The organism is Sphingopyxis sp. EU05-FHT14B03, assembly GCF_058790875.1.
Map to the genome: position 1 here is coordinate 1,003,318 of NZ_JBYTDC010000003.1, position 24,412 is coordinate 1,027,729.

Below are 24,412 nucleotides of genomic sequence, written 5' to 3' on the forward strand. Positions count from 1 at the left end.
AAATATAATTAAGGCTTATGTGTAAGCCATTATCTTGACTTTTGCGGTGATCACGGCCAAAGGATGCCGAAAGGATGGGCGATGGCCGATGAAACGATAAAAAGGATTCCGCGCAGCTATTCGCGCTACACCCGCGAGGCTGTGCGCCTGCTTGGCGGGCTCATTCGCGCCCGGCGGATCGAACGGCGGCTGAGCGTCGAAGACCTCGCGACGCGCAGCGGCGTGTCGCGCGACATGATGCGCCGTATCGAGCAGGGCGACCCGCGCTGCGCCATCGGCCTCGTCTTCGAGGCGGCCGCGATCGTCGGGGTCGCGCTGTTCGACAGCGACCGGGACCGTCTCGCCGGACATCTCGCCGAGCAGGAAACGAAGTTGCGCCTGCTTCCCAAGGCCGTTCACAAGCCGCGATCCGAGGTGAAGGATGACTTCTGACGTCGCGCCGGCCGGCGAAGCCTTCGTCTGGATATGGTTGCCCGGTGCAACCGAGCCGGTCGTCGCGGGCAGGCTCGCGCGCGCGAGCGATAGCCGGCTCACCTTCAACTATGGCCAAAGCTATCTGGCCCGCGCGGATGCCATCGCAATCTACGAACCCGAATTGCCGCTGCGCGCCGGCCTGATCGAGGCGGCCAGCAAGATGCAGTTGCCGAGCGCGATACGCGACGGATCGCCCGACGCGTGGGGCCGCCGCGTCATCATCAACCGGATCGGCGGAGGCGAAGTGGGTGATCTGGCTCCAACCGAGCTGGACGAGTTGACCTATCTTCTCGAATCCGGCTCCGACCGCATCGGCATGCTCGATTTCCAGGCGTCGGCTACCGAATATGTACCGCGCCAGCGGCAGAATGCGACGCTCGCCGAATTGATGGAGTCGGCCGAGCGTGTCGAGCAAGGCGTGCCGCTCACGCCCGAGCTCGACCAGGCGCTGCAACATGGCACATCGCTTGGCGGCGCGCGTCCCAAAGCGCTGATCGACGATGGCGCGCGAAAATATATCGCCAAATTTTCGGCCGCAGCCGACATCTATAATGTCGTGAAAGCCGAATATGTCGCGATGCGCCTCGCAGCGCGCGCGGGCCTCGATGTCGCGCCGGTCAAGCTTGCGCGCGCGCTCGGCAAGGATGTGTTGCTCGTCGAGCGCTTCGACCGCGCGCCCAAGGAGGACGATTGGACCCGGCGCGGCGTGGTGTCGGCGCTCACTCTCCTTGCCCTCGACGAGACCGAAGCGCGTTATGCGAGCTATGAGGATCTCGCGACCGTGATACGTCACCGGTTCGTCGATCCCGCCGCGACGCTCGCCGAACTTTATGCGCGCATCATATTCAACATCCTGTGCGGAAACACCGACGATCATGCGCGCAACCATGCCGCCTTCTGGGACGGCGGGACGCTGGAGCTTACGCCCGCCTATGACATCTGCCCGCAAGGCCGAACCGGCGGCGAGGCGACGCAGGCGATGCTCATCCTCGGCAACCGGCGGTTCAGCCAATTGTCGCTGTGTCTCGAGGCCGCGCCCGTCTTTCACCTCGACGATGCGCGCGCGCGCGCCATCATCGCGGGTCAGCAGGCCGCGATCGAGGCCCATTGGGACGCCGTGTGCGACGAAGCGGCGCTCGGCGGCGCCGAGCGCGCGTTTCTTTGGCGGCGGCAGTTCCTCAACCCGTTCGCCTTCGAGGGTTTTGCAGCCGCCCCGAACTGACTGCGATCCCTGCGCACAAGAGCATTGGCGCAAAGCCGACCGGCCCCGCTCGAAAGCGGGACCGGCACGGGCTGTCACGACGGCGGGTTCCAGATGATGACCTTCTTCATCGGATCGTCGCCCGGCGCATTGGCGATATTGCCGTAGATGGTGCCGAACTCGGGTGCCGAAAGCGATACCGACACATATTCGGCGCCGGTGTTCTGCGAGAAGCGTTTCCAGCCGGCACCGAGCTCGAAGCCGTTCTTGCGGCTGACGATGCGGTAATCGGGCTCGCTGTCCTTGGCTTTGCGACCATTCGGGACGATCGCGATCGGCGCGGTGACGTTGAGGGTGGCGAGCGTGCCTTCGAAACTGCCGTCCGCCTTGACGGTGAGATTTGCGATGGTGGCCATGATAAAGTCTCCTGGATTGATCGGGACCATCCCGATGGCGCTTGCACGAGGGGCCGGGAGCCGCCGTCACCGGAACATCGTGACGGGGAACCCCGAACGGGGTTGACGGCCGGAGGCGATCCGAGGCCCATAGAAAAGCGCCCTAGGGGGGTGGACGATCGACCGGGGAGGCTTGCTGCCGCCGTCATTCATCGGCTATTGGACAAGGGCACTTGTGGCACCGCGCGCCACCTGTCTTTCCGCCACGACGATCCACTGCAAGGTCGGTAGCGCCTTGAAAGCGGCAGGCGCGTTTAAGGGGTCAGAGCTTGTCCTGACTCATTGTTGCCGGGATTGGGGATGCCGCCATCGGCAAATATGATGCGCTTGGGACCTTTTTGCGAAGGTGGAAAGTCCGCAACGACGCCCCGGGTGTCGAACTGAGCTTTGCCCAGATCGAGAGCATCGTCCGCGGCTTGTTGCCGCGCGCTGCGGCCGACCCGCAATGGTGGTGCATGAACGAGCAGGCCGAGCCTCCCCACCGACGGGCTTGGCGCGAAGCGGGCTTCGATGCGATCGCCGACATGGCGGCGGAGCGTGTATATTTCCAGCGGCGACAAGGCCCAATCCGGAGCCGGGCCTCGAACGATACCACATCCGGCTAGGCTCGGGTCTTTGTCTCAGCCCGTCGAAACTGACATCTTGCCCTCGGCGCAATTATACCCTACCCCTCTATGCTATGGGCCATCTGAAAGATAATAGCGAGCTTGTCGCGAGGGTCAGGCGCATTGCCGGACAAGTGACCTCTGTCGAGAAGGCGCTGGTATCCGACGCGCCATGCGCGACGGTTCTTCATCGCGTCGCCGCTGTTCGCGGCGCGGTGAATGGGCTGCTGGACGAAATCATCGCCCAGCACCTCACCGCGCACGTTGCTGCGGATGGGCTTTCCCACGAGGAGCGCGCGGCTGGCGCAGACGACCTGCTTGCCGTCATCCGTCGATATTCCAAATAGGCGAGACCGCATGACTGCTTCGACAAACGCCGAATATCCGGCACATGATCACGTCTTTTTGGGCGCAGCTCACGATCGAAACGCCCAGCGAACGCTCTGGGTAGTCGGCCTTACGGCCGTGATGATGATCGCCGAAATCATTGCCGGTTACGTCACCGGCTCGATGGCCCTTCTCGCCGATGGCTTCCACATGGCGACCCATGCCGGTGCTCTCGGCCTTGCGGCGGCCGCCTATAGCTATGCCAAAAAGCACCGCAATAATCCCAAATTCAGTTTCGGCACCGGAAAGGTCGGCGACCTGACCGGCTTCGCATCGGCGCTGATTCTCGGCATTTTCGCGCTCGGTATCGCGAGCGAATCCGTCACCCGATTGATCGACCCGGTGCGCGTCGATTTCGGCAATGCCGCGCTGGTTGCGGTACTGGGCCTCCTGGTCAACATCGTGAGCGCGCTACTGCTGATGGGAGGTTCCGATCACCATCATCACCACCATCATCATCACGAACATGCGCACCCTGCGGACGATCATCATCACGCCGGTCACGATCATGGTCACGGCCACGACAATAATCTGCGCTCGGCCTATATGCATGTCCTTGCCGACGCACTGACGTCGGTTCTCGCGATCGCGGCCCTTCTCGCAGGGCGGTATCTTGGCCTCCATTGGATGGACCCTGCGATGGGGATCGTCGGCGCGGTCGTGATCGCTCGCTGGTCCTGGTCCTTGATGCGCGACACGGCCGCCGTTCTGCTCGATCGAACCAATGAGCGAATGGATAAGGCGATCCGCGACCGGGTCGGAAAATTCGGAGACGTTCGTCTCACGGACCTTCATGTGTGGCGTGTGGGGCCGGAGGCCAATGCGGCGATTGTCGAAGTCGAGGGGGCGATCGATTCAGCCGATCTTCGGCGCGAACTGATCCATATCAGCGGGATCGCCCATCTCACGATCGGGGTGCATCAACCCCGGCACAGCGCATGAGGTCGTCTGCAGGACAGTCGAAGGAAGCGATCCCTGGCGCTTCGCTTGTCAACGCTGAGGCGCGCAGTTACACGCGGGCGCATGCCGAAGCCGCGTTCCTCTCTGCCGGACCGTCTTATCCTGTCACTCTGCGCTTTGCTCATGGCGCTCTATGCGGCCACGATCCCTGCCAAGGCAGCGAATCAACTTCAGCATGCGCCGTCCTTCATGATGGCGCACGATCATAAGGACGCCGCCGACGTCTCCGTCGATGTCATTCATGACAGTGTCGATCACCATGCCGTTCATCATGACGGTGCGCCCGATGGCGACGAAGAACCGGGCGACCCGGCCTCGGGCGGCCATCATCATCATGGCGATAATGGTCCGAATCTGCTCGTTCCCGATGCGGCAACGGCCCCGACGATTCTATCGTCTTCCCGTTTGCAGGTGGCAGAAAAGGACCGGCATGTTGCCGGCCTGCGATCCATCGGACCCGAACGCCCGCCCAGAACCGCCTCGCTGAACGCCTGAGTTCCCGCGCCGTCTGACAAGGCGTGGGATGTTTCCACGCCTTTCAGCGAGGCTGCCATCACATGTTTTCAAAATCTCGAGCGCGCACCGGCGCGCGTGCCGTCCGCAGAGCCATACTCTGCGGAGGTGTCCTGCTGGCTGCCGCGGCGCAGCCCACATGGGCGCAAAATCTAAGTCTCGACGAGGCGTTGTCACGGGTCGCGACACGCGATCCCGCCATCGCCGCCAGCGCCGCGCGTCTCGAAGCCGCGGACGCCGCCATCTTGCAGGCCGACGTCCGACCGCGCGATGTCGTTGGCGCAGACTTCGAGGATTTCGCGGGCACCGGTCCCTATTCGCCGCTGAACCGGTCACAGACCACCGGCTGGTATGAGCGAACCTGGGAGCGCGGCGGCAAGCGCGAGGCGCGCATCGGCGCCGCGCGCGCCGATGTCGCCGTGGTCGGCGCACAGAACCGCGTCCGCCTGCTCGATCGCCTCGCGCGGGTTCAGGCAGCGTGGGTCGATGCCCTTGCCGCCGAAGCGGCGATCCCCGTCGCCGAGATGCGGCTCGCCGACCTCCAGCGTGTCGAACTCGACGTCGTAAAGCGCGTCACCGGCGCGCTCGATCCCTGGTTCGCAGCCGAGCGCGCGCGGACCAACGTCGCGCAGGCCGAGATCGCACTCGAACAGGCGCGCGAAGCCGCGCGCATCGCGCGGACGAATCTTGCCACATGGTGGGGTGGGAGCAGCGACTTCAAGCTCGATCCGGCGATATTCCAGGCGCTCGATGTCACCGTGCCGACGGCCGGAGAGTCCGCCGAGGTCGCGATGCTCACAGCGGAACGCGCGGCGGCTGAAGCGAAGGTCAGGCTCGCCGAGACCGGCAATATCGCCGATCCGAGCGGCCGCGTCGGGCTTCGCCACTTCGGCCAAGGCAACGACTTTGCCGTGATGGTCGGAGGCTCGATCCCGCTGGGGGCCAAGAGCGCCAACCGAGGCAATGTCGTTCGGGCGCAAGCCGAGCAGCGCGCGATCGAGGCGGATATCGCCGTGGCGCGCGTCGAGGTCGATCGCGAGATCGACAGGCTCGTCGCCGACCGCGGCCTCATCGCGGCCGAGATCAAACGGATCGATGCCGAGGTGCTGCCAAGTGCCAGCCGCGCGGTCCGGCTGATCCAGGACGGCCTCGCGCGCGGCGGCACCGCCTTCACCTTCCTCGAATTCTCGCAAGCTCAGGCCGCGGTCAATGACGCGCGCTCGCGCCGCGTCGACCTGCTGCGGCGCTTTCACCTTCTGGGGGTGCGGCTTGACCGGTTGACCGGCCGCCACGCCCCGCTGCTCGCCAATATGGAGAATGTTCGATGACCAAATATTTGTCCGGGGCGGCGGCGGTCATCGCCCTCACCCTGCTCACCGCATGCGGAAATGGCGCCACCGAAACGAAGGGCGGCGAAGAGGCGGCGGCGCCCGCCGGCGAATATGAACGCGGCCCGCACCGCGGCCGGATGCTGCGCGACGGCGATTTCGCGCTGGAAATCACCATTTTCGAAGATGGCGTCGATCCCGAGTTCCGCGCCTATGCTTACCGGGGTGACAAGCCGGTCAAGCCGTCCGAGGTCAAGCTGACGATCGAACTCGGCCGCCTCGGCGGCAAGATCGACCGCTTCAGCTTCGCTCCGCAAGAAGATTTCCTGCGCGGCAGCGGCATCGTCACCGAACCGCACAGCTTCGACGTCCGCGTTGCCGCGTCGGAAGGCGGCCGCAATCATAAATGGTCCTACCAATCCTATGAAGGCCGCACGGTCATCGACGCCGCGGCCGCGAAGGCTGGCGGAATCAAGACCGACGCTGCCGGTCCCGCGACCGTTAGCGACCTCATCGACATGGGCGGGCGGATCGAGATCACGCCCGAGGGCAAAGCCGACGTTCGCGCCCGGCTTCCGGGGCTGATCGTTTCGCTTAACGGCAAGCTCGGACAGCAGGTCCGGCGCGGCCAGGTGCTCGCTCGGGTGGAGTCGAGCCATTCGCTCCAGGTCTATACGGTGACCGCCCCGATCAGCGGCACGATCGTCGAGAAGAATGTCAATGTCGGCGATACGACCGGCGACCGGGCGCTGTTCGTCATCGCCGATCCGACCAAGCTTCATGCGGAATTCTTCGTCTATCCGCGCGATGCCGAGCGCGTGCGTGTCGGACAGCCGGTAAGCCTCAGGAGCCTGTCTGGCGAAGCGCGCTTCCAGGCCGAGGTCGAGGCGGTGCTGCCGACCGCAGACGTCGCGAGCCAGACGATGCTCGCGCATGTCCATCTGCCTCCGGCCGCCGCACGTGAGTTCCGGCCGGGTATGGGGGTCGAGGGCAGCTTCGCTGTCGCTGAGACCAATGCGCCGATCGCGGTGCGGACCAAGGCGATCCAGCGCTTCCGCGACTTCGAGGTCGTCTTTGCCAAGGTCGGCAACACCTATGAGGTGCGGATGCTCGAAATCGGACGCCGCACGCCCGAATGGACCGAAATACTCGGCGGGCTCGCGCCCGGCGAGGTCTATGTCACCGACGGCGCCTTCCTGATCCGCGCCGACATCGAGAAATCGGGGGCCAGCCATGACCACTGATACAACCCGTCCACCCGAACGAGCCCATTTGCTGGAACGGCTCATCGCCGGTGCGATCCGCTTCCGCTGGGCCGTCCTCTCGGCCGTCCTGCTCCTTTGCGCCATCGGCGTCTGGAGCTTCCAGCGGCTGCCAATCGACGCCACTCCCGACATCACCAACGTCCAGGTCCAGATCAACAGCGAGGCCCCCGGATTCTCGCCGCTCGAAGCCGAGCAGCGCGTTACCTTCCCCGTCGAGACGGCGATCGCCGGCCTGCCTGGGCTGCAATACACAAGATCGGTGTCTCGTTACGGCCTCAGTCAGGTCACGGCGGTCTTCGAAGATGGCACGAGCATCTATTTCGCGCGCCAGCTGATTAACGAGCGGCTGCAATCGGCGCGCGAACAGCTTCCGCCGGGCGTCGCGCCCGAGATGGGGCCGATCGCGACCGGGCTCGGCGAGATCTTCATGTATACGCTCGAGGCCGATCCGGGGGCGAAGAAACCCGACGGCAGCGCCTATACGCCCGAAGATCTGCGCACGCTGCAAGACTGGGTCATCCGGCCGCAGCTTCGCAGCACGCCGGGCGTGACCGAGGTCAACAGTATCGGCGGCTATGAACGCCAATATCATGTGACCCCGATCCCGGCGCGGCTCTCGGCCTATGGTCTTACCCTCGACGACGTCGTTCGCGCCCTGGAGCGCAACAACGACAATCGCGGGGCGGGCTATGTCGAGCGTTATGGCGAGCAATATCTCGTCCGCACCCCAGGTCAGGCGGCAGGCACCGACGAGCTCGGCACGGTCATCGTCAGCAACCGGAGCGGGATCCCGATCCGCGTCGCCGACGTCGCCGACATCAGCCTCGGCGAGGAGCTCCGCACGGGCGCCGCGACCGAGAATGGCAAGGAGGTCGTGCTCGGCACCGTCTTCATGCTCGCGGGAGAGAACAGCCGTATCGTCGCACGGGCAGCAGCCGAACGGCTCGAACAAGCCGCCAAGGCCCTACCTGCCGGCGTCAAGGCCGTGGCGATCTACGACCGCACCGATCTCGTCGAACGGGCGATCTGGACCGTCGAGAAGAATCTTCTTGAAGGCGCGTTGCTTGTCATTGTCATCCTCTTCCTGCTCCTCGGCAACGTAAGAGCAGCGTTGATCACCGCGGCGGTCATCCCGATCACCATGTTGATGACGATCACCGGCATGGTGCGCGGCGGCATATCGGGCAATCTGATGAGCCTCGGCGCGCTCGACTTCGGCCTGATCGTCGATGGCGCCGTCATCATCGTCGAGAATTGCCTCAGGCGCTTCGGCGAAGCGCAGCACCAGCTCGGACGCCTGCTCGACCGGAACGAACGCTTCAAGCTCGCAGCCTCGGCGACGTCGGAAGTCATCCGTCCGTCGCTGTTCGGTATGCTGATCATCGCGCTTGTCTATGTGCCGATCTTTGCGCTCACCGGCGTTGAGGGCAAGATGTTCCACCCGATGGCGATCACCGTCGTGATGGCGTTGACCGCGGCGCTGATCCTTTCGCTCACCTTCGTACCCGCAGCGGTCGCACTGTTCGTCACCGGCAAGGTCGAGGAGAAGGAAAGCCGGCTGATGGGCTGGGCGCGGCGCATTTATGCCCCCGCGCTCGATAAGGCGATGAAACTTCGTGCAACCTTCGTCGCGACAGCCGTAGGGCTCGTGCTCATCTCGGGCATTGCGGCGAGCCGCATGGGATCGGAATTCGTACCCAATCTCGACGAGGGTGATATCGCGCTCCACGCGCTTCGCATCCCGGGAACCAGCCTCAGCCAGGCAGTCAGCATGCAGACCGCCCTCGAAGCGCGGATCAAGCAGTTTCCGGAGGTCGACAAGGTGGTAGCGAAAATCGGGACGGCGGAAGTCGCGACCGATCCGATGCCGCCCTCGGTCGCCGACACCTTCATCATCATGAAGGACCGGAAGGACTGGCCCGATCCTCGAAAGCCCAAGGCCGAGCTCGTTCGAGAGATGCAGGCGGCGGTCGCGAAGATTCCGGGGAATAATTACGAGTTCACCCAGCCGATCCAGATGCGGTTCAACGAACTTCTCTCCGGGGTTCGCGCCGACGTCGCGGTCAAGATATTCGGCGACGATCTCGATACGCTCCTTGAGGTCGGGCAGCAGATCAAAGGGGTCGCCGCGGGGATCGAAGGCGCGCAGGACGTCAGCGTCGAACAGGTCACCGGCCTGCCGGTGCTGCAGATCACGCCTGACCGCGGCGCACTCGCGCGCTTTGGCCTGAATGTCGGCGACATCCAGGACACGGTCGCGGTGTCGATCGGCGGCGTTCAGGCCGGGCAGATCTTCGAGGGCGACCGGCGCTTCCCGATCATCGTTCGTCTGCCCGAAAATGTGCGCGAGCGGGTCGACGAGATCGGCCGCCTGCGCATCCCCCTTCCCGCCATCGGATCGTCGGCAGACGTGACGATGGGCGCGGCACCCAGCGCCGGGATGCGCGGCTTCGTGCCGCTCGCCGATGTGGCGAAGGTCGAGGTCGTGATCGGCCCCAACCAGATCAGCCGCGAGGATGGCAAACGCCGCGTCGTGGTGACGGCCAATGTTCGCGGCCGCGACCTCGGTTCCTTCATCGAGGAACTGCAAGCGAAGGTCGGGAACGAAGTCGAGGTGCCGTCGGGCTACTGGATCAGCTATGGCGGGACGTTCGAGCAGCTGATCTCGGCGGCGAAGCGGCTCCAGATCGTGGTGCCCGCGGCGCTGCTGATGATCTTCGCCCTGCTCTATGCGCTGTTCCGGTCGGGCAAGGACGCCGCGATCGTCTTTTCGGGGGTGCCGCTGGCGCTCACCGGGGGCGTCGCCGCGCTTCTCATCCGCGGGATGCCGCTGTCGATCTCGGCGGGCGTCGGCTTCATCGCGCTCTCGGGCGTGGCGGTACTCAACGGCGTCGTCATGCTGAGCTTCATCCGCCAGCTTCGCGAAGGCGGCGCGAGCCTGGAGGATGCAATCCGCGAAGGCGCGCTTACCCGCCTGCGTCCGGTGCTGATGACCGCGCTCGTTGCGAGCCTCGGCTTCGTGCCGATGGCGTTCAACGTCGGGGCTGGCGCAGAAGTGCAGCGGCCTCTGGCGACGGTGGTGATCGGCGGGATCGTCTCCTCGACTATCCTGACCCTGCTCGTGCTTCCGGCGCTCTACCGCATGGTCCACGGTCGCATGGCGAAGAAGGATGCGCCGCCGCCGGCGGAGCACCCCGAAGCCTTACCTGCCTGACCCTCAAGCCCCGCGCGCGATCGCGCGCGGGGCCTCTTCCTATTCATGGAGACCATCCGCATGTTCACGCGCATCATCGCTCCACCAGGCGCGACCACCCGAAGGCTCCTGCTCGCCCTGAGCCTGATTCTTCTTGTCCTCGCCGCCGGCGCCGACGCCTGGGCCCACAATGTCGCCGAGGGCGACAAGGGCTATATCCAGGAAAGCAGCGGCGTCCTCTTCTGGCCCTTCGTCTATCTCGGCGCCAAGCATATGGTCACCGGCTACGACCATCTGCTCTTCCTTTTCGGCGTCATCTTCTTCCTCTACCGGATGAAGGACATCGGCCTTTATGTGACGCTGTTCGCGATCGGACACTCGACGACGATGCTGTTCGGCGTGCTCACCGGTATCAGCGCCAACGCCTATGTCATCGACGCGATCATCGGCCTGTCGGTCGTCTACAAGGCGCTCGACAATCTCGGCGCCTTCCAGCGCTGGCTCGGCTTCCAGCCGGACACCAAGGCCGCCACCTTGATCTTCGGCTTCTTCCACGGCTTCGGCCTCGCGACGAAAATCATCGAGTTCGAGATCGCGAACGAGGGCCTCATCCCCAACCTGCTTGCGTTCAACATCGGGGTCGAGATCGGGCAGTTGCTCGCGCTCGGCACGATCCTCATCCTCATGGGCTTCTGGCGCCGCACCCCCAGCTTCATGCGCCACGCCTTCGCCGTCAATGTGATGCTGATGACCGCGGGCTTCGTGCTCACCGGCTACCAGCTCGTCGGCCTCGCCTTCAGCTGATTCAAAGGAAATCTCTCATGTTCAACAGTCAGAAGCCCCGCCTCGAAGACCTGCCGACCACGGGCCAGCTTCTCCGCGCCACCGGCCTTGCGATCGCCGCGGCCGGCGCGATCCTCGTCGCCATCGTCCTGCCCAGCGAATATGCGATCGACCCGACCGGCATCGGCCGCCAGCTCGGCCTCACCGAGATGGGCGAAGTCAAGGCGCAGCTCGCCGAGGAGGCCGCGCGCGACGCCGCGAACGGAGCCGCCGTCCCCGCCGCTATCGCCATCGCCGAGGGGGCCAGAAAAGAAGCATCGCCGCCAACGACGAGCGCCGACCAGCGATCCGACGTCACGAAGCTCACGCTCGCGCCCGGCGAAGGCGCCGAGGTCAAGGCCGTGATGGCGAAGGATGCGAAGATCGCCTTCGACTGGACGGTCGCGGGCGGCCACGTCAATTTCGACACCCACGCCGACGCGCCGGGCGTCGACTATCATGGCTATGGCAAGGGCAAGCAATCGACCGGAGAAAAAGGCGAACTTGTCGCGGCCTTCGACGGCAAGCATGGCTGGTTCTGGCGCAACCGCTCGGGCGCGCCCGTGACGATTACGCTGCGCACCAAAGGCGCCTATACAGACATCCGCCGCGTCGCCTGACGCGGCACCGAACCTCCGGCCGACGCGACTGGCCGGAGGCTTCAGCGAGGACTATCCCCATGCTCGACGTGCTTGCGAACCGCACCTATCGTCACCTCTTCCTCGCGCAGATCATCGCGCTCGTCGGGACCGGGCTCGCGACCGTTGCGCTTGGCCTCCTCGCCTACGAGATCGCGGGCGCCGATGCCGGCGCGGTGCTCGGCACGGCGATGGCGATCAAGATGATCGCCTATATCGGCGTTGCGCCGGTCGTCGGCGCCTATGCGAACCGGCTGCCGCGCAAGGTCTTCCTGGTCTCGATGGACGTGATCCGCGGCCTCGTCGCCCTCACCCTCCCTTTCGTCGACCAGGTATGGCAGATCTACCTGCTCATCTTCATTCTCCAGTCGGCATCGGCCGGGTTCACGCCGACCTTCCAGGCGACGATCCCCGACGTCCTCCCCGAGGAGAAGGACTACACCAAGGCGCTGTCGCTCTCGCGCCTCGCCTATGACATGGAGAGCCTCGCGAGCCCGGTACTCGCCGCGGCGCTGCTCGGCATCATGAACTTTCACTGGCTCTTCTCGGGCACTGCGGCCGGTTTTGCGGCTTCGGCGCTGCTCGTGCTGTCGGTGACCTTGCCGCGCACCGGAGCCACGGCGGAGACCGGCGGCATCTACGACAAGACGACGCGCGGCACCCGCCGATATCTGAAGACGCCGCGCCTGCGCGGCCTTCTTGCCGTCACCCTCGCCGCCGCCGCCGCAAGCGCGATGGTCATCGTCAACACGCCAGTGCTCGTTCGCGGAGCGCTCGGCCTCGGGCAAAGCGAGGTCGCGATCACCCTCGCCGCTTTCGGCGGCGGCTCGATGATCGCGGCGCTCCTCCTTCCCCGCCTGCTCGACCGCATCGCCGACCGCAGCATCATGATTACGGCGGCGCTCTTCATGACGATGGTGCTCGCGATCCTCGCCATCGCCTGGTCGCTCACCGACGAGACCAGCCATTGGCCCATCATCCTCGCCGGCTGGTTCGCGCTCGGCCTCAGCTACGCGGCGAGCATCACACCGGGCGGACGGCTGCTGCGGCGTTCCTCGGGGGCCGACGATCGCCCCGCGCTGTTCGCGGCGCAATTCGCGCTCAGCCATGTCTGCTGGCTCATCGCCTATCCACTCGCGGGCCAAGTCGGTGCGCGTGCCGGCATGGACGCAGCGCTCGGCGCCAGCGCGTCGCTCGCGCTTATCGGCACGCTGCTTGCGATCGGCATCTGGCCCCGCGAAGACCCCGAGGTGATCGCGCACAGCCATGACGACCTTCCGGACGCTCACCCGCATCTCGAGGAAGGCCATCCGGAGGGCGCCGCGACGCATGCCTTTGTCGTGGACGAACTGCACCCAAACTGGCCAAGCCGACAATAAGGCCCGGAATTCCTGCGGGGATTGCCTGCCTAGAGCCAGGCACGAAAGCAATTGGCGCCGGTGAGGTTGGTAGTCGCGACCGTGCGAGAATAGCAAGTCAAGCGCGGCCCCGCGCATCTGCTCGCAGCGCAATTTCCTGGCATGGCGGCGTCAGAATAGAAACACGACGAGGATGGCGGGCGATCGCCACAACGAAAGTGATCATATTGAGCCGCAGACCGATGCGGACAACGTCGAGATAGCGGTAACCGCCCATCTAATAGGCGATCACCTTCGTCGGATAGCCGAACGGCGTCGCGAACACGGCGCTTGCCGCCATCACAACCATGACAAGGAATGACCGCGGACTACCCCCAGGCTGTCGGCGAGCGCGACCGCAAGCGGTGTAACCAGTACCGCGACGGTGGCGTTCGATAAGAGCTCGCTCAGGATCACCGTCAGCAAAAGTCGCGACCATAGACTTGAGGCAGCTTTCGCGATGGCGGCATTCAGTCGCCAATCCCGCACACTGAAACTCGTCCTATTTTCGTGCTGACAGGGACAGCATGGCCCCGATGATCCGTTCGCCGCGCAACTCGTGCAGAAGTGAGACGGCGACATGCCCGACGAGATAAGCCCACATCAACGGGGCTACTGTTTCGTGAACTTCCAGAAGCGGCTTGGCCGGTGCGACGAAATAGCCAACAACGCCACTCAGCGCCATTACCGTCGCGATGACAAGGCCCAGACCATGAATGGCGCTGGCAAACGGCCGTTCGGTACTTCCAGGCTCAAGCGGCGCGAAAAGCCTTTTGGCATCTGTTGCAACCAGGCGGAGGTGCTTCGAGGAAAACCAAGGGAAAAAGGCGACCAAGCGCGTTTCGCCGGAGCGAATAATGCTCCAAATCCAGAAAGCGACGAGGATCGCGGTTGCGGCGATGCCGACCTTTTCATGGATTTCGAAGAAGCTGTCTCCCGGCCGGTTACGCGACGGGCTTTGCATCACGAGGCTCAATCCCAATTGCGCGATGATAGCCAGCGCCGCCAACCAGTGCAGAATCTTCGTCACAGCCGACCGCGGGTGTTTCGTTGTAACTTCAGACATAGTCCACCCTCTCATATGGAAACGATCGCCGATTGGAGCCGCCCAATATTCCTGCTTATCAAAAGCCTATACGAACCCCTATCCGGAACGTCCGTGGCCGCAACGGTGTTATCTGCTTGCCTTCAGCGACGGTGAACGGATTGCCGTAGGAAAAGCTGTTTCCGCTTATGTTCAGGAGGTTGGTGGCATCGATCGTCAGCATCCAATCTTTTGACCCGAGCGACGCCGAGAGATCGACCTGGGTCGTTTCGCCATGCTCGAGGATTAGCGGCGCAGTCGTCCCGAGGCTCGATCCGCCGATCAGCCTCGCGGTTCCGTTGAGCTTGAAGCTTAGACCGTCGGACAGCGGTCTTTCCCATGCCGCGGTAAGTCGGGCGCCGGTTCTGGCGATATTGGGGAGCGGCCGTTCGTCGGCTTCGTCGAATCCCTCGGCGGGGTTACTCAGTGCGCTGCGGATCACGAACAAGGCGCCATCGACAAATAGCTCGTCGGATATATGCCAGCGTGTGTTGATTTCGGCTCCATAGACGGTGCCGCGGCCGATATTGTCGGTGAAAGGCAAACCGTCCGCACCGATCAGGTCGGCCTGGATGTCGTTCCAGATCGAGTAGAACGTCGTGATACCGCCCGAAAAACGGGAGCTCGACCTATCGTCTTCGCGACCAAGCCTGACGCCTAGTTCGGCTGTGTGAATGGTATCGGACTCGAACCGCTGAGCCGCGTTCGCCTGACCGTCGGTAATGGCGATGCCACCGCTGCGAAATCCACTCTGATAGCGCAGGAAGGTAAGCAGTTGGGGAGCGAGTCTCCAAGACAAAGCGGCGGTCGGAAGCAAGCGGACCTGCCGACGTTTCGGCTCGAACTCCTCGCCCGAACCGCCCATCAATTCACCGACCGTCTCGGCGAACACCAACCTTACGCCCACTGTTCCTGACAGTCGGGGGGCGATACGCTGGGTCGCCTCGCCAAAGACGGCGACCTCGGTCTTCTCATTTCGCAGCCGTGCCAGTGTGACGGGTGCGTCCAGCGCACCGAGACGGCGATCGATACGATCGATGTTGTGCACGAAACCTATGCCCGCGACCCAGCTGTCACCCGCCGAACCGCTGCGCGAAAGGCGTGTCTCATGGGTCAGAAGGCGGATGGCCTCATGCCCTTCGAAGACCTGGACTTGCGCATTGCCGCCATAACCCGTCGCGTCGAAAGTCTCCGACAGGTCGTGATCGACGATCCCCGTAGATGAGATGAGTTTGACATCACCCCAGTCCTTGGCGATTTCCAGGCTGGCTGCCTTGAAATCATTGTCATGTGGCTGGGCGATATTGGCCGCATGGGTTCGGATCGGTTGATCGGTCTCGGCATATTGGCCATCGCGCGTGTCGATATTCTGAAGCAGCGCGTTAAAGTCGATCGTCCAGGCATCGCCAGGTTCGATACGCAGGTTTGCGCGCGCACCATCGATGCGCGTCCGATTGGTATTGCTCGCACCCAGCGTCGCATTGTTGATATAGCCGCCTTCGACCTGCTTGTAGCCTACCACCCGCAGAGCGACCCGATCGCGCATAATCGGTATGTTGACCATTCCGCCCAGATCATAGCCCGGGCCGGCATCGCGCGTGATCGAACGCCCGGCGGTCGCCGAGGCATGAAGCCCGCCATTGTCCGCCATTTTGGGAATGATCCGGACGATGCCGCCGAGTGCGCCAGCGCCATAAAGAGTGCCTTGTGGCCCTTCGATCACTTCGATGCGGTCGATGTCATAAAGGCGGAGGTCCGGCTCGGGAGCATTATAGGTGAGACGCAGATCGCCGAGATAGAGACCCACGGTCGATTGGGTCGGCCCCGAAAAACTGCTGTCGGCGATGCCGCGCACGAATAATTTGTTGCGGCCGGGTCCAAGATTTGTCGAGGTAAGCGTAGGGATCCGGGCAACGAAAGCCGCAGTGCCCTGGCTTTCGCCAAGGCCGGCGCTGCCGACGGATTCAATGTGCGCGGTGCCGGGATAGCTGTCGAGCGCCTGACCTTGCTTGGTGGCGGTAACAACGATTTCCGCAGGCGGAGGTGCAGCCGCTTCGGGCCGCGGAGATTCGGGCAATGCGGGTCGCCGCGCTGCCGGCTTGGGCTTCGCGCGCGGCGGGATTGCGATGATGCGCACCGTCTGCGAATCGACGATCTGATAGGTGAAGCCGGTGCCGCGCAGCATCATAGTCAGCGCCTGCGCAATCGTCATCCGCCCGCGAACGGCCTTGCTGCGCGCGCCGGCAAGGCGCTGGTCAATCCCTCCGATCGAGATTTGCGCCGCGTTGCCGAGCGTGATCAAAGCATTGTCGAGGCGCTGGGCCGGAATATCGAATTGCCGGCTTTCCGCGGCTGAAGCCGGACTCGCAGACCAAATGGCCACCGCCGCAGCAGGAAGAAAATAGCCCCAGGTCACCGGATCAGCGCGTCAATTGCCATCCTTTGGCACTATGCCGCGCACGGACGCCAAGCAAGGATTCGAGTTGCCGGAAGAGTCGCGCTTCATCTCGGTCGATGCGGATAACACCAGAAAAGCGGCGGCTCGCAAGGTCAGGCGATACGGTCACCGGCGTACCGAGCGACCGCGACAAATCGAGAGCGATGGTGGCGAGCGGCGCATCGCGATAGCTGAGCCTGCCCCGTTGCCATCCTCCCACCGTGGCCGGATCGATTGCCGAGACGACGGCTTTCGAGGTTCCACGCTTGACGCGGAGCTGCTTGCCCGCCGTGAGCGTCACCGCCTCGGCATTCGGCTGGTATTGCACGCTACCTTCAGACACCGCGACTTCGAGGCCGTCGACGGATTGCCGCACGTTGAAGATCGTCCCGACATCGCGAAGCGTCCCGTCCTCCGTCTCGACGATAAACGGACGCGCGCTGTCATGCTTGATCATGAAGATCACCTCGCCGCTTTCTACGCGGGCGAAGCGTTCCGCCTCGCGGTCGAGTGCGATCGTCGTGCCGCCATTGAGAGCGATTTTCGATCCGTCGGCTAGCGCAATTTCGCGGGTTTGACCCGGCTGGGTCGCAATCATTTCCGTTCCCGGGGACCGGAACAGCATCGGCGAGAGGGACAGCGCGAGAACGAGGCTGGCCGCGATCGAAAGAAAGGCGGTGCGGCGATACCAGGGACGGGCACCCGGTTCATTATCATTGGTTGCGAGTGGTGCGTCGGCAACCAGCGGCCCGGTTTCGGCCAGTTCGTCTGAAAGACTGTCGTCGGCGAGAGCGACGATGTCATAGGCTTCGGCATGGGCGGGATCAGCTTCCATCCATGCCGTGAACTCGGCCCACGATTCCCCATCCGCGGCAGGATCCTGCAACCGCACATGCCATGCAATGGCCTCGTCAACGATGCTACCGGACGCCATCATCAATTCCTTCGGCCCATTGACGTCGCGGCGCGTCGATATCCACATCCAATTGCTGCTTGAGTTCCAGGACCGCCCGATACCCCCTTTGCAGATGCTTTTCGACTGCACTGAGGCTGATCCCCATTTCAGCGGCAATCTGCTTTTGCGGGACCCCATCGATCCGCACCGCGCGAAAAGCGAAGGCCGTGCGTTCGGGCAATGTGTCGAGGACCGCGTCGACGCGCCGAAGCTGGTCTCGAGCGACCAGCAGGCGATCGGCCGATGGCTGGGCGTCGCGGGGGGATGCGATGCTCCCCTCGATGTGGCCCTTCGTCCACTCCTGCTCGCGCGCGGTGCGGCGCTGTGCCGAACGACGGCGGTCCAGCACCAGATTTTCGGCGGTCCGATAAAGATAAGCGAGGGGTTCGGCAATTAAGCTCGCGTCGATATCCGCAAGCTTTAGCCACAGGTCCTGCAATATATCCTCACCATCGCCGTCACCGCGAAGGCGAACGCGCAGATAGCGCGACAAAGCGGGCCGATTGGCCAGGAATATCGCTTCTAGCCCAGAGGCTTTGGTCATCGGGTGGGGCGCTCTTCCGTTCTCGCTCTCACGGCAGGGTTTAGCGTCTGTCCGATCTCGGCGAAATAGGAAAGGAGTGTGCCTCCGCCTCGAACTTGCGGCGAGCAACGGCATCATGCGGAGTGGGAGGCGGTGACCCGCCATAACGCAAGACCCAGCAGGCCCGCTGCGACCACGGCCTGCAGTATTGCGAGATAGCCGGCGCCCGCCAGTCCGGCAGAATTGGTGAATAAGGGCAACAGGGGCAAGAGGCCTAACCCGGCAACCAGATTTCCTGCCACCGACAAGCCTGGGTGCCCCAATGCGATCAGCGCGGCGCTCGTCGGAGGGCCAGCCATCGCCAAGACCTTGGCCAGCGTCAGCCAGATCATGACCGCCGCAGCCCCGGCAAAGGCCGGTCCGCCGATCAGCACCGCAATCTCGTGCGAGAAAAACGCCAGGATGACGACCAAAGGCAGCGCCGTCGCGAGCGCAATGCCGACGCAGCGCGCGAGCGCATGACGAATGGCCGTTTTCGCGCCGTCGGCGGCAGCCAGACGAGCGAGCTCGGCATAGGCCGCCTGGCCCAATATCTGCGCGGGCTGGGAAATGACGATCGTTGCCCGGTGCGCGATCGAATAAAGACCCGCCGCAGCCGGGCCGAGCATCGCACCGACGATCAGCGGGGTAAGCCGACCCGTCAGGTCGCCGAGCATGATGTCGGCGTTGGCGGTCAGCATGAAGCGGCCGAGCCCCTCATGCTCGCGCCGTGCGTCCGCGACCGCTCCGAGCAGCGGCTGGTCGAGCATGTGGCGGCGCGCGAGGTAGATCGCCGCGATCCACAGGGACACGCCCTCAACGAGCGCCGCAACAAGCCATGCGACCAGAAATGCCGTAAGCCCCAGATCGAAGACGATAACCACGAATGTACCAAGCAATCGCATGATCGGAGTCACGACATTGTGGAGCGCAAGCAGGTCGAAACGCCGCAAAATCTGGAGATACCCGCCAGGGGTCGCGCGCACGGTCGCGAGAACCGCGAAGCAATAGGGTATGGCCAATGCCTGCGCGTCCGCCGACCACCCGAGGAGCGGTCCGACGATCGGGACGGCGAGTGCCGCGACGATCACCGCAACCAGTCCCGCCAAAAGCTCGATCGCGCCGACAAAGCGCAGCAACCGTATAAGCTTCGCATGGTCATTTTGAGCCGGCTGGACGCCATAACGGACGATCGCGTGCCAGCCGGGAAATGCGACCAACCCGCCCACCAGCATCGCAAAATAGTTCACAAGGACAAGAACGCCATATTGTTCGGGACCGAGGATCCGGGCTGCGGCGACCACGTAGACGAGACTGATCAGCCCCGCTGCTGCTTTGCCGCCAAGCAGCAGACCAAGATTCTGGTAGATGCGGCGGACCGGTCCCGGCGACTTTTCCGCCGCGTCAGTGCGCAAGGCCGGCATCGATAGATCGGCTTTCAATTTCCCGAACGCGCGCAAATGAAGCGATTGCGCGAGCGGCGCGCACCGACGATGGCTCGGCGGTGAGGTCGAAGGTATGGTCGAAAAGCCGCCGTTGCACCGCGCTATAGCGTGCCGGGTGATCGCTCACGGCTTCTTCCAGGCCGCGATCGAGATCGCGAGCGTCCGAGATCACCGGCCCGGCCTGCCAGTGTGCGAAATTTGGATCATGGTCAGCGTCAAAGCCGTGACAGTTGATAAAGAGGCAGGGCCGCGGCGTTTTGAGAAACTCATAAATCTGACTGCTCACGTCGCCGAGATAGATGTCCGCCCCGTTCGTGTAGCTCATGTCGGTCAACGCTGTACTGCCAAGATCGATATGAATATTCGCCGCCGCCGCATAGCGAGCGTGCAGCCTTCCCGGCAAACCGAACCGCAGCTTGTCGATCGTAACCGCCATCCGCCGTTCGAACATCATGATATGCGGCGCGAAAATGAGATTGTAGCGATCGCTGGCGAGGAAATAGTCCAGCACCGCCCGGCCTTGTTTGTACCAGGACGAAAGATGTGGCGAGACGTGCGGATTATAGAGGACGATAGGCCGATTGCTGCCGCGAAACTTGATCGGCCGCTCCTTCCCTTCGGCGATATCGAATTTGGGATAGCCGGTGATCGTCAGCCGTTCCGGGAGGACGCCCGCCTCGCCGGTGAGGCGATCACAGATTTTCGGGCCTGCTGCCAATATATGGTCGAACAACGCTGCGGACTTGCCAAAGCCGATTGCCCGATCTCCGGCGCCATGGTCGGTCAGAACCATGCGCAGCGATGACAAACCGTAGCGCGTCTTGAGAATCAGCGACGTGCGCTCGGTCACGACAAGGAAGTCGAGCGAGCGAAAGAAGGCGATATTGTCGCGGTAGATAAGCAATTTGGCGGATGGGATTAGAGACCCGAGCAGCGCATCTACGCTCCGCGATGCTGCCGAATTCAGACGCAGCGCAACGAAACGAATGCCCGGCGGCACCGCTCCGCCCATCAATCGCACGGCCTCACGCGCGAGAAGATCGTTGGTGGTAGCGACGATGATCTCGGCGCCCGTGCCCGCGCGCGCCAAGGCAAGCGCGACTGGCAGGCTGTGGGCCATCTGGTGGATCTGGTCGTGGTTGAAGAGAAAGCCGATCCGCATGGGTGGAACGACGCCGCGGTGCCGGGAAACCCGCAGCAAGTGCGGAAAAAAAATCGGGTGGCGTCCTACATTGCGGAGGACACCGCCCATGACATCATCCTGCCCGCTTTCGGTCTTCGATCTCGACCGGACGCTCACCATCCACGGCACATGGTCGCCGTTCCTGCTATTCGCCGCGCGGCGCCGCGCGCCGTGGCGGCTCGCCTTCGCCCCGCTGGTCGTCTGTCTCATGGGCGCTTACAAGGCACGGCTCCTGACCCGCAAACGACTCAAGCAGGCCATGCAGCGGCTAATGCTCGGACGTGCGGTCGATCTGGACGTCGTGACGGACCTTGCAGCCGCCTATGCGGAGCGCAGCATGGCGAACAATATTTACGTCGGCGCCATCGCCAGCATTGCGGCGGAGCGCGCCGCCGGGCGGCGGGTCGTCATCGCCTCGGCCGCGCATCTCTACTATCTTGAGGCACTCGCCGATCGGCTCGGTGTTGCCGATGTCGTGGGCACCGCGTCGATGTGGCACGGTCGCCAGCTGACGCCGCGGATCGCGGGTGAGAATTGCTACGGCGCAAACAAGCGGCGCATGCTCGAGCATTGGCTTGCCGGGCAAGAGATCGACCGTGCCCACGCCCATATTCGGTTCTTTTCGGACGATTTGTCGGATCTTCCAACCTTCGAATGGGCGGACGAAGCGGTAGCGGTTAATCCGTCCAAGAAATTGCTCGACCTAGCCCTCCGGCGCGGATGGACGGTGTATGACTGGCGCCAGGCGGCCGCGCGCGATCGCGCCTTTCGGGCAAGGACTGCGACACAGCGGAACTAAACCCTTGCATCAGTCTCGGACATTTCGCGTGGCGAAGCGCAGCAAATTCCACCAGAATGGTGCACACGCCAACCAAATGAAGCGGTGGCCGTCGGGCTTGCCTGTCGATCGCTTGACCGGATTCGAAGAGCGAAGCCGAGGACCGTCGGACGTCATCGGCCGGTTGCAGACATCTGCGCGCGCTCGGACGGAAAACGCATCATCAAGCGGTCAAGCCACGTCCAGCGCGAAATATAGCGTGCGGAACGACTCGCCGACACGAGCGCGGCTTCGATCGCTCCCGGACCTTGGGTGCGTTGAAAGCGAAACAATATAAACGCCGCCATGGCAAATCCGAGCAGGATCAGGAGTTGGATCAGCGGCGCCAGCGCCAGCGCGCTATCTTCGATCGCAACGATCCCTTGGACAAATCCGACGATGAGCAGAACCCCGCATCCCAGCCCGAGCGCCGACGTCGATCGCTTCGGCGGAATGCCGAGCGCAAAGCCGTAAAAAGGGATCAGGACAATGAAGGCCGCCGTGACGAAGCGACCGCCGATTGCGGCGCGGGCTGCCCTGCGTTCGCCCAAAGTCCTGCCATCGGCCGCGACGTTTATCAGATCGCCCAGCATGAGCCGGTCATTGCGGTGGCGCGCAGTCCCGCGGACGGGCTTCGGCGCAAGCAGCTGGACCGGCATCGCCATCGTCTTGAAGGAGGCGACCTCAAGACGCCCGCCTGGTTTGCTGGCAATGACATGGCCATCGGCAAGACGGAGCAGAACGCCGCCGCGTCCGCCGTTGATGACCCGGCCGTCGCGCGCGGCGACGGTCAAATTGTGATTGCGCAGGAAAAGACCGCGAAATTTGCCCGTCCGCCGATCGACGGCGTCGACGTGGAAAACCGTCTCGGCGCGTGGACTCAGAAACTCGCCAGGTGCAACCGACAGCCCGAGGTCGCCGATCGCGATCGAGGCGCCTAGCGCATCGAGCCGCTGCTCCCCAGCCGGTTCGACATAGGCGCGCAGCCCGGCGTGCAACAAGGCAATCGCTAGCCCGAAGAGCAACGGCACCCGGAGCAACCGAGCTGGCGAGAGACCAATGGACGCGAATATATCCAGTTCGCCGTTGATCGCGAAGCCGCGGAAGGCAAGAGCAACGGCCACGAACACCGAGATCAGGAGGCCGATGCCAAGATACTCAGGAACGAGATAGACCATGAGCTTGATCAGAACCGGGACGGGCCGTTCGACATTGTCGAGCAAGTCCATCAACCGCCGACTATTTTCGAGGCTCAGCAGCAATATGACGATCGCACCGGTGGCAAGGAAGGGTCGCGCCATACGCCGCGCAATATAGAGATCGATCGTAGGCATCAGGCGGCCGAGCGCAGCGGCGTCGCCAGATCGCCATAAAGGTCGAAGAGCGCGCCGAAATGATCGTCGATCAGTGGGGCATCGGCAGCGCGCCGGGCGGCGGCGGCGATCAGCCTTGTCCGGTCGCGAGACAGGAGCCGCCCGATTGCCCGGGCAGCGGCGCCCGCATCGCCTGCCGCATATAATTCGCCATTATCAAGGGCTACGAAGTCGGAAGCGCCGCCCGCATCGGGCACGATCAGCGGCAATCCCGACGCAGCCGCCTCAGCCGCCACCAGACCGAAAGTCTCGGCCTCGCACCCATGAATCAGGGCGTCCGCACTGGCCATGAGCTTCGCGAGCAGGAGGCGATCGGCGATGGGCGCAAGCAGATGAACATGCGGATTATTCCCAATATGGCGCACGATCCGCCCTCGATCGCGGCCGTCGCCGACGAGGGCGAGACCGATCGGGCGATGCTGCGATGCCGCAAGGCAGGCATCGATGACCAGCGGCCAGCGCTTTTCGGCGCTGTGGCGGCCGACGCCAATTAGCAGGCTCGCACGCTCGGGAAGAGCGCAGCGTGCGAGCAGGTCGCAGCGAAGACCGGCGTCGCGATGCGCCGGCGAGAAGAGGCCGGGATCGACTCCCATCGGAATCGTCGTCACACCGGCAACTCCGCCCGCTTGCAGCCGCGACGAGAGGTGGCGATTGGCGCTGACGACGCAGTCGAAACGATCGCCGAGCCGGCGCAAATGGCGCCAGAAGAGGTCGAAGCTCTTGTCGATCGCTTCACGGCTGCCAAAGCGGCCAAACCAGCGATAGGCATAGGCCGCCATAGGATCGGCGTGCATGATCAGCGAGCGCGGCGCGCTTCCTTGCCAGTTGGCAACGATATTGGCGGTGCGCCAGGGAGAGGAGGCTTCGACGAGATCGGGGCGCTCGGTGTCGAGCCGGGCGTGAACGGCCGACGGGTCGTCGAAATAGCGGTAACGCCGATCGACGATCAACTGCGGGCTCGCGACATAGACAATCCGGCCACCACCGCTCCGCAGCTCGACATGATCGTGCGAGCCAGGCGCGATGACAATGATTTCGTGGCCCAGGGCTGCACCGATCGCGAGTTTGCGGTCGATATAGGTTTTCACACCGCCACCGTGCGGCGTGTAAAAGGCACAGACATCGACGATCTTCATTTGCGCTCCAGCGGCCGGTATTTGAGTCCGCTTAGATAGTTCATGACGACTTCGGTGCGCGTCGGCCCCGCTCCCACGAGCACCAAAGCCGAAGCGGCCTTAGGCTGTCAAACGGCGTTCAAAAGGGACCCCCGATCGGCGTCGAAGAGGGACCCCCTTTTCGGATAATATGATGCTGGTTT

At 63.7% G+C, this 24,412-nt stretch carries 22 protein-coding genes and 1 pseudogene; 13 read left to right on the top strand and 10 right to left on the bottom strand.

The features are described 5' to 3' along the window. Window positions 1–81 precede the first annotated feature (81 nt). Together AC3WS4_RS21340 and AC3WS4_RS21345 are read left to right on the top strand one after the other, a co-directional pair. Window positions 82–432 (top strand): helix-turn-helix domain-containing protein, encoded by a 351-nt coding sequence (locus AC3WS4_RS21340; RefSeq protein ID WP_313911667.1) that lies wholly within the window; start codon window positions 82–84, stop codon window positions 430–432. After that, complete coding sequence (locus AC3WS4_RS21345; protein WP_492738028.1) at window positions 422–1,696, top strand: type II toxin-antitoxin system HipA family toxin; 1,275 nt, start codon at window positions 422–424, stop codon at window positions 1,694–1,696. The genes AC3WS4_RS21340 and AC3WS4_RS21345 overlap by 11 nt, the downstream gene beginning before the upstream one ends. A 74-nt stretch (window positions 1,697–1,770) precedes the next feature. Here AC3WS4_RS21345 and AC3WS4_RS21350 read toward each other — a convergent pair whose 3' ends face one another. Next, window positions 1,771–2,091 carry a DUF736 domain-containing protein gene (locus AC3WS4_RS21350; RefSeq protein ID WP_053555716.1) on the bottom strand — a complete coding sequence of 107 codons (321 nt, stop codon included), beginning with the start codon at window positions 2,089–2,091 and terminating at the stop codon, window positions 1,771–1,773. 458 nt (window positions 2,092–2,549) lie between these two features. Here AC3WS4_RS21350 and AC3WS4_RS21355 point away from each other — a divergent pair, with 458 nt between their 5' ends. The 10 genes from AC3WS4_RS21355 to AC3WS4_RS21400 all read left to right on the top strand — a co-directional run bounded on the left by AC3WS4_RS21355 (window position 2,550) and on the right by AC3WS4_RS21400 (window position 13,220). Next, complete coding sequence (locus tag AC3WS4_RS21355; RefSeq protein WP_492738089.1) at window positions 2,550–2,735, top strand: hypothetical protein; 186 nt, start codon at window positions 2,550–2,552, stop codon at window positions 2,733–2,735. A 74-nt stretch (window positions 2,736–2,809) separates the two neighbouring features. Continuing rightward, window positions 2,810–3,082: a metal/formaldehyde-sensitive transcriptional repressor gene (locus tag AC3WS4_RS21360; RefSeq protein ID WP_286748868.1), complete on the top strand. Its 273-nt coding sequence runs from the start codon at window positions 2,810–2,812 to the stop codon at window positions 3,080–3,082. A 10-nt stretch (window positions 3,083–3,092) separates the two neighbouring features. Then, on the top strand, window positions 3,093–4,064 hold the full coding sequence (gene dmeF / locus AC3WS4_RS21365) for a CDF family Co(II)/Ni(II) efflux transporter DmeF (protein ID WP_492738030.1): 972 nt from the start codon (window positions 3,093–3,095) through the stop codon (window positions 4,062–4,064). Between the two features lie 81 nt (window positions 4,065–4,145). After that, the gene (locus AC3WS4_RS21370; protein WP_137893468.1) at window positions 4,146–4,577 is read left to right on the top strand and encodes a hypothetical protein; all 432 of its coding nucleotides are present in this window, start codon (window positions 4,146–4,148) and stop codon (window positions 4,575–4,577) included. A 62-nt stretch (window positions 4,578–4,639) separates the two neighbouring features. Beyond that, the gene (locus AC3WS4_RS21375; RefSeq protein WP_492738036.1) at window positions 4,640–5,923 is read left to right on the top strand and encodes a TolC family protein; all 1,284 of its coding nucleotides are present in this window, start codon (window positions 4,640–4,642) and stop codon (window positions 5,921–5,923) included. Further along, entirely contained in the window at window positions 5,920–7,167 is a 1,248-nt protein-coding gene (locus AC3WS4_RS21380) for an efflux RND transporter periplasmic adaptor subunit (protein WP_492738039.1), read from the top strand. The genes AC3WS4_RS21375 and AC3WS4_RS21380 overlap by 4 nt, the downstream gene beginning before the upstream one ends. Window positions 7,168–7,195: 28 nt before the next feature. Continuing rightward, the gene (locus AC3WS4_RS21385; RefSeq protein ID WP_492738091.1) at window positions 7,196–10,402 is read left to right on the top strand and encodes an efflux RND transporter permease subunit; all 3,207 of its coding nucleotides are present in this window, start codon (window positions 7,196–7,198) and stop codon (window positions 10,400–10,402) included. Between the two features lie 60 nt (window positions 10,403–10,462). After that, the gene (locus AC3WS4_RS21390; protein ID WP_286748877.1) at window positions 10,463–11,185 is read left to right on the top strand and encodes a HupE/UreJ family protein; all 723 of its coding nucleotides are present in this window, start codon (window positions 10,463–10,465) and stop codon (window positions 11,183–11,185) included. A 17-nt stretch (window positions 11,186–11,202) separates the two neighbouring features. Beyond that, window positions 11,203–11,823 (top strand): transmembrane anchor protein, encoded by a 621-nt coding sequence (locus AC3WS4_RS21395; protein WP_286748879.1) that lies wholly within the window; start codon window positions 11,203–11,205, stop codon window positions 11,821–11,823. Between the two features lie 59 nt (window positions 11,824–11,882). Continuing rightward, window positions 11,883–13,220: an MFS transporter gene (locus AC3WS4_RS21400; protein ID WP_286748882.1), complete on the top strand. Its 1,338-nt coding sequence runs from the start codon at window positions 11,883–11,885 to the stop codon at window positions 13,218–13,220. Window positions 13,221–13,317: 97 nt separating this feature from the next. Here the strand turns inward: AC3WS4_RS21400 and AC3WS4_RS21405 are convergent. The 7 genes and pseudogenes from AC3WS4_RS21405 to AC3WS4_RS21435 all read right to left on the bottom strand — a co-directional run. Continuing rightward, window positions 13,318–13,664, bottom strand: a pseudogene (locus tag AC3WS4_RS21405) (SLC13 family permease); the annotation flags it as partial. A gap of 76 nt (window positions 13,665–13,740) precedes the next feature. Further along, window positions 13,741–14,268 (bottom strand): cytochrome b/b6 domain-containing protein, encoded by a 528-nt coding sequence (locus AC3WS4_RS21410; protein ID WP_286748883.1) that lies wholly within the window; start codon window positions 14,266–14,268, stop codon window positions 13,741–13,743. 94 nt (window positions 14,269–14,362) lie between these two features. Beyond that, window positions 14,363–16,738: a TonB-dependent receptor gene (locus AC3WS4_RS21415; protein WP_286748884.1), complete on the bottom strand. Its 2,376-nt coding sequence runs from the start codon at window positions 16,736–16,738 to the stop codon at window positions 14,363–14,365. Between the two features lie 4 nt (window positions 16,739–16,742). Continuing rightward, window positions 16,743–17,741, bottom strand: a complete 999-nt coding sequence (locus AC3WS4_RS21420; protein ID WP_286748886.1) for a FecR family protein — start codon at window positions 17,739–17,741, stop codon at window positions 16,743–16,745. Continuing rightward, window positions 17,680–18,258 (bottom strand): RNA polymerase sigma factor, encoded by a 579-nt coding sequence (locus tag AC3WS4_RS21425; protein ID WP_286748888.1) that lies wholly within the window; start codon window positions 18,256–18,258, stop codon window positions 17,680–17,682. The genes AC3WS4_RS21420 and AC3WS4_RS21425 overlap by 62 nt, the downstream gene beginning before the upstream one ends. A 113-nt stretch (window positions 18,259–18,371) precedes the next feature. Beyond that, complete coding sequence (locus tag AC3WS4_RS21430; RefSeq protein ID WP_310311126.1) at window positions 18,372–19,700, bottom strand: lipopolysaccharide biosynthesis protein; 1,329 nt, start codon at window positions 19,698–19,700, stop codon at window positions 18,372–18,374. Further along, a complete protein-coding gene (locus AC3WS4_RS21435; protein WP_286748890.1) occupies window positions 19,681–20,883 on the bottom strand; it encodes a CDP-glycerol glycerophosphotransferase family protein in 1,203 nt (400 codons plus the stop codon). The genes AC3WS4_RS21430 and AC3WS4_RS21435 overlap by 20 nt, the downstream gene beginning before the upstream one ends. Between AC3WS4_RS21435 and AC3WS4_RS21440 the strand changes: the two genes are divergently transcribed. Then, on the top strand, window positions 20,882–21,703 hold the full coding sequence (locus tag AC3WS4_RS21440; RefSeq protein WP_286748891.1) for an HAD-IB family hydrolase: 822 nt from the start codon (window positions 20,882–20,884) through the stop codon (window positions 21,701–21,703). The genes AC3WS4_RS21435 and AC3WS4_RS21440 overlap by 2 nt on opposite strands. Window positions 21,704–21,855: 152 nt before the next feature. Here AC3WS4_RS21440 and AC3WS4_RS21445 read toward each other — a convergent pair whose 3' ends face one another. After that, window positions 21,856–23,055: an LptF/LptG family permease gene (locus AC3WS4_RS21445; RefSeq protein ID WP_286748893.1), complete on the bottom strand. Its 1,200-nt coding sequence runs from the start codon at window positions 23,053–23,055 to the stop codon at window positions 21,856–21,858. Beyond that, window positions 23,055–24,230, bottom strand: a complete 1,176-nt coding sequence (locus AC3WS4_RS21450; protein WP_286748895.1) for a glycosyltransferase — start codon at window positions 24,228–24,230, stop codon at window positions 23,055–23,057. The genes AC3WS4_RS21445 and AC3WS4_RS21450 overlap by 1 nt, the downstream gene beginning before the upstream one ends. Window positions 24,231–24,412: the final 182 nt, after the last annotated feature.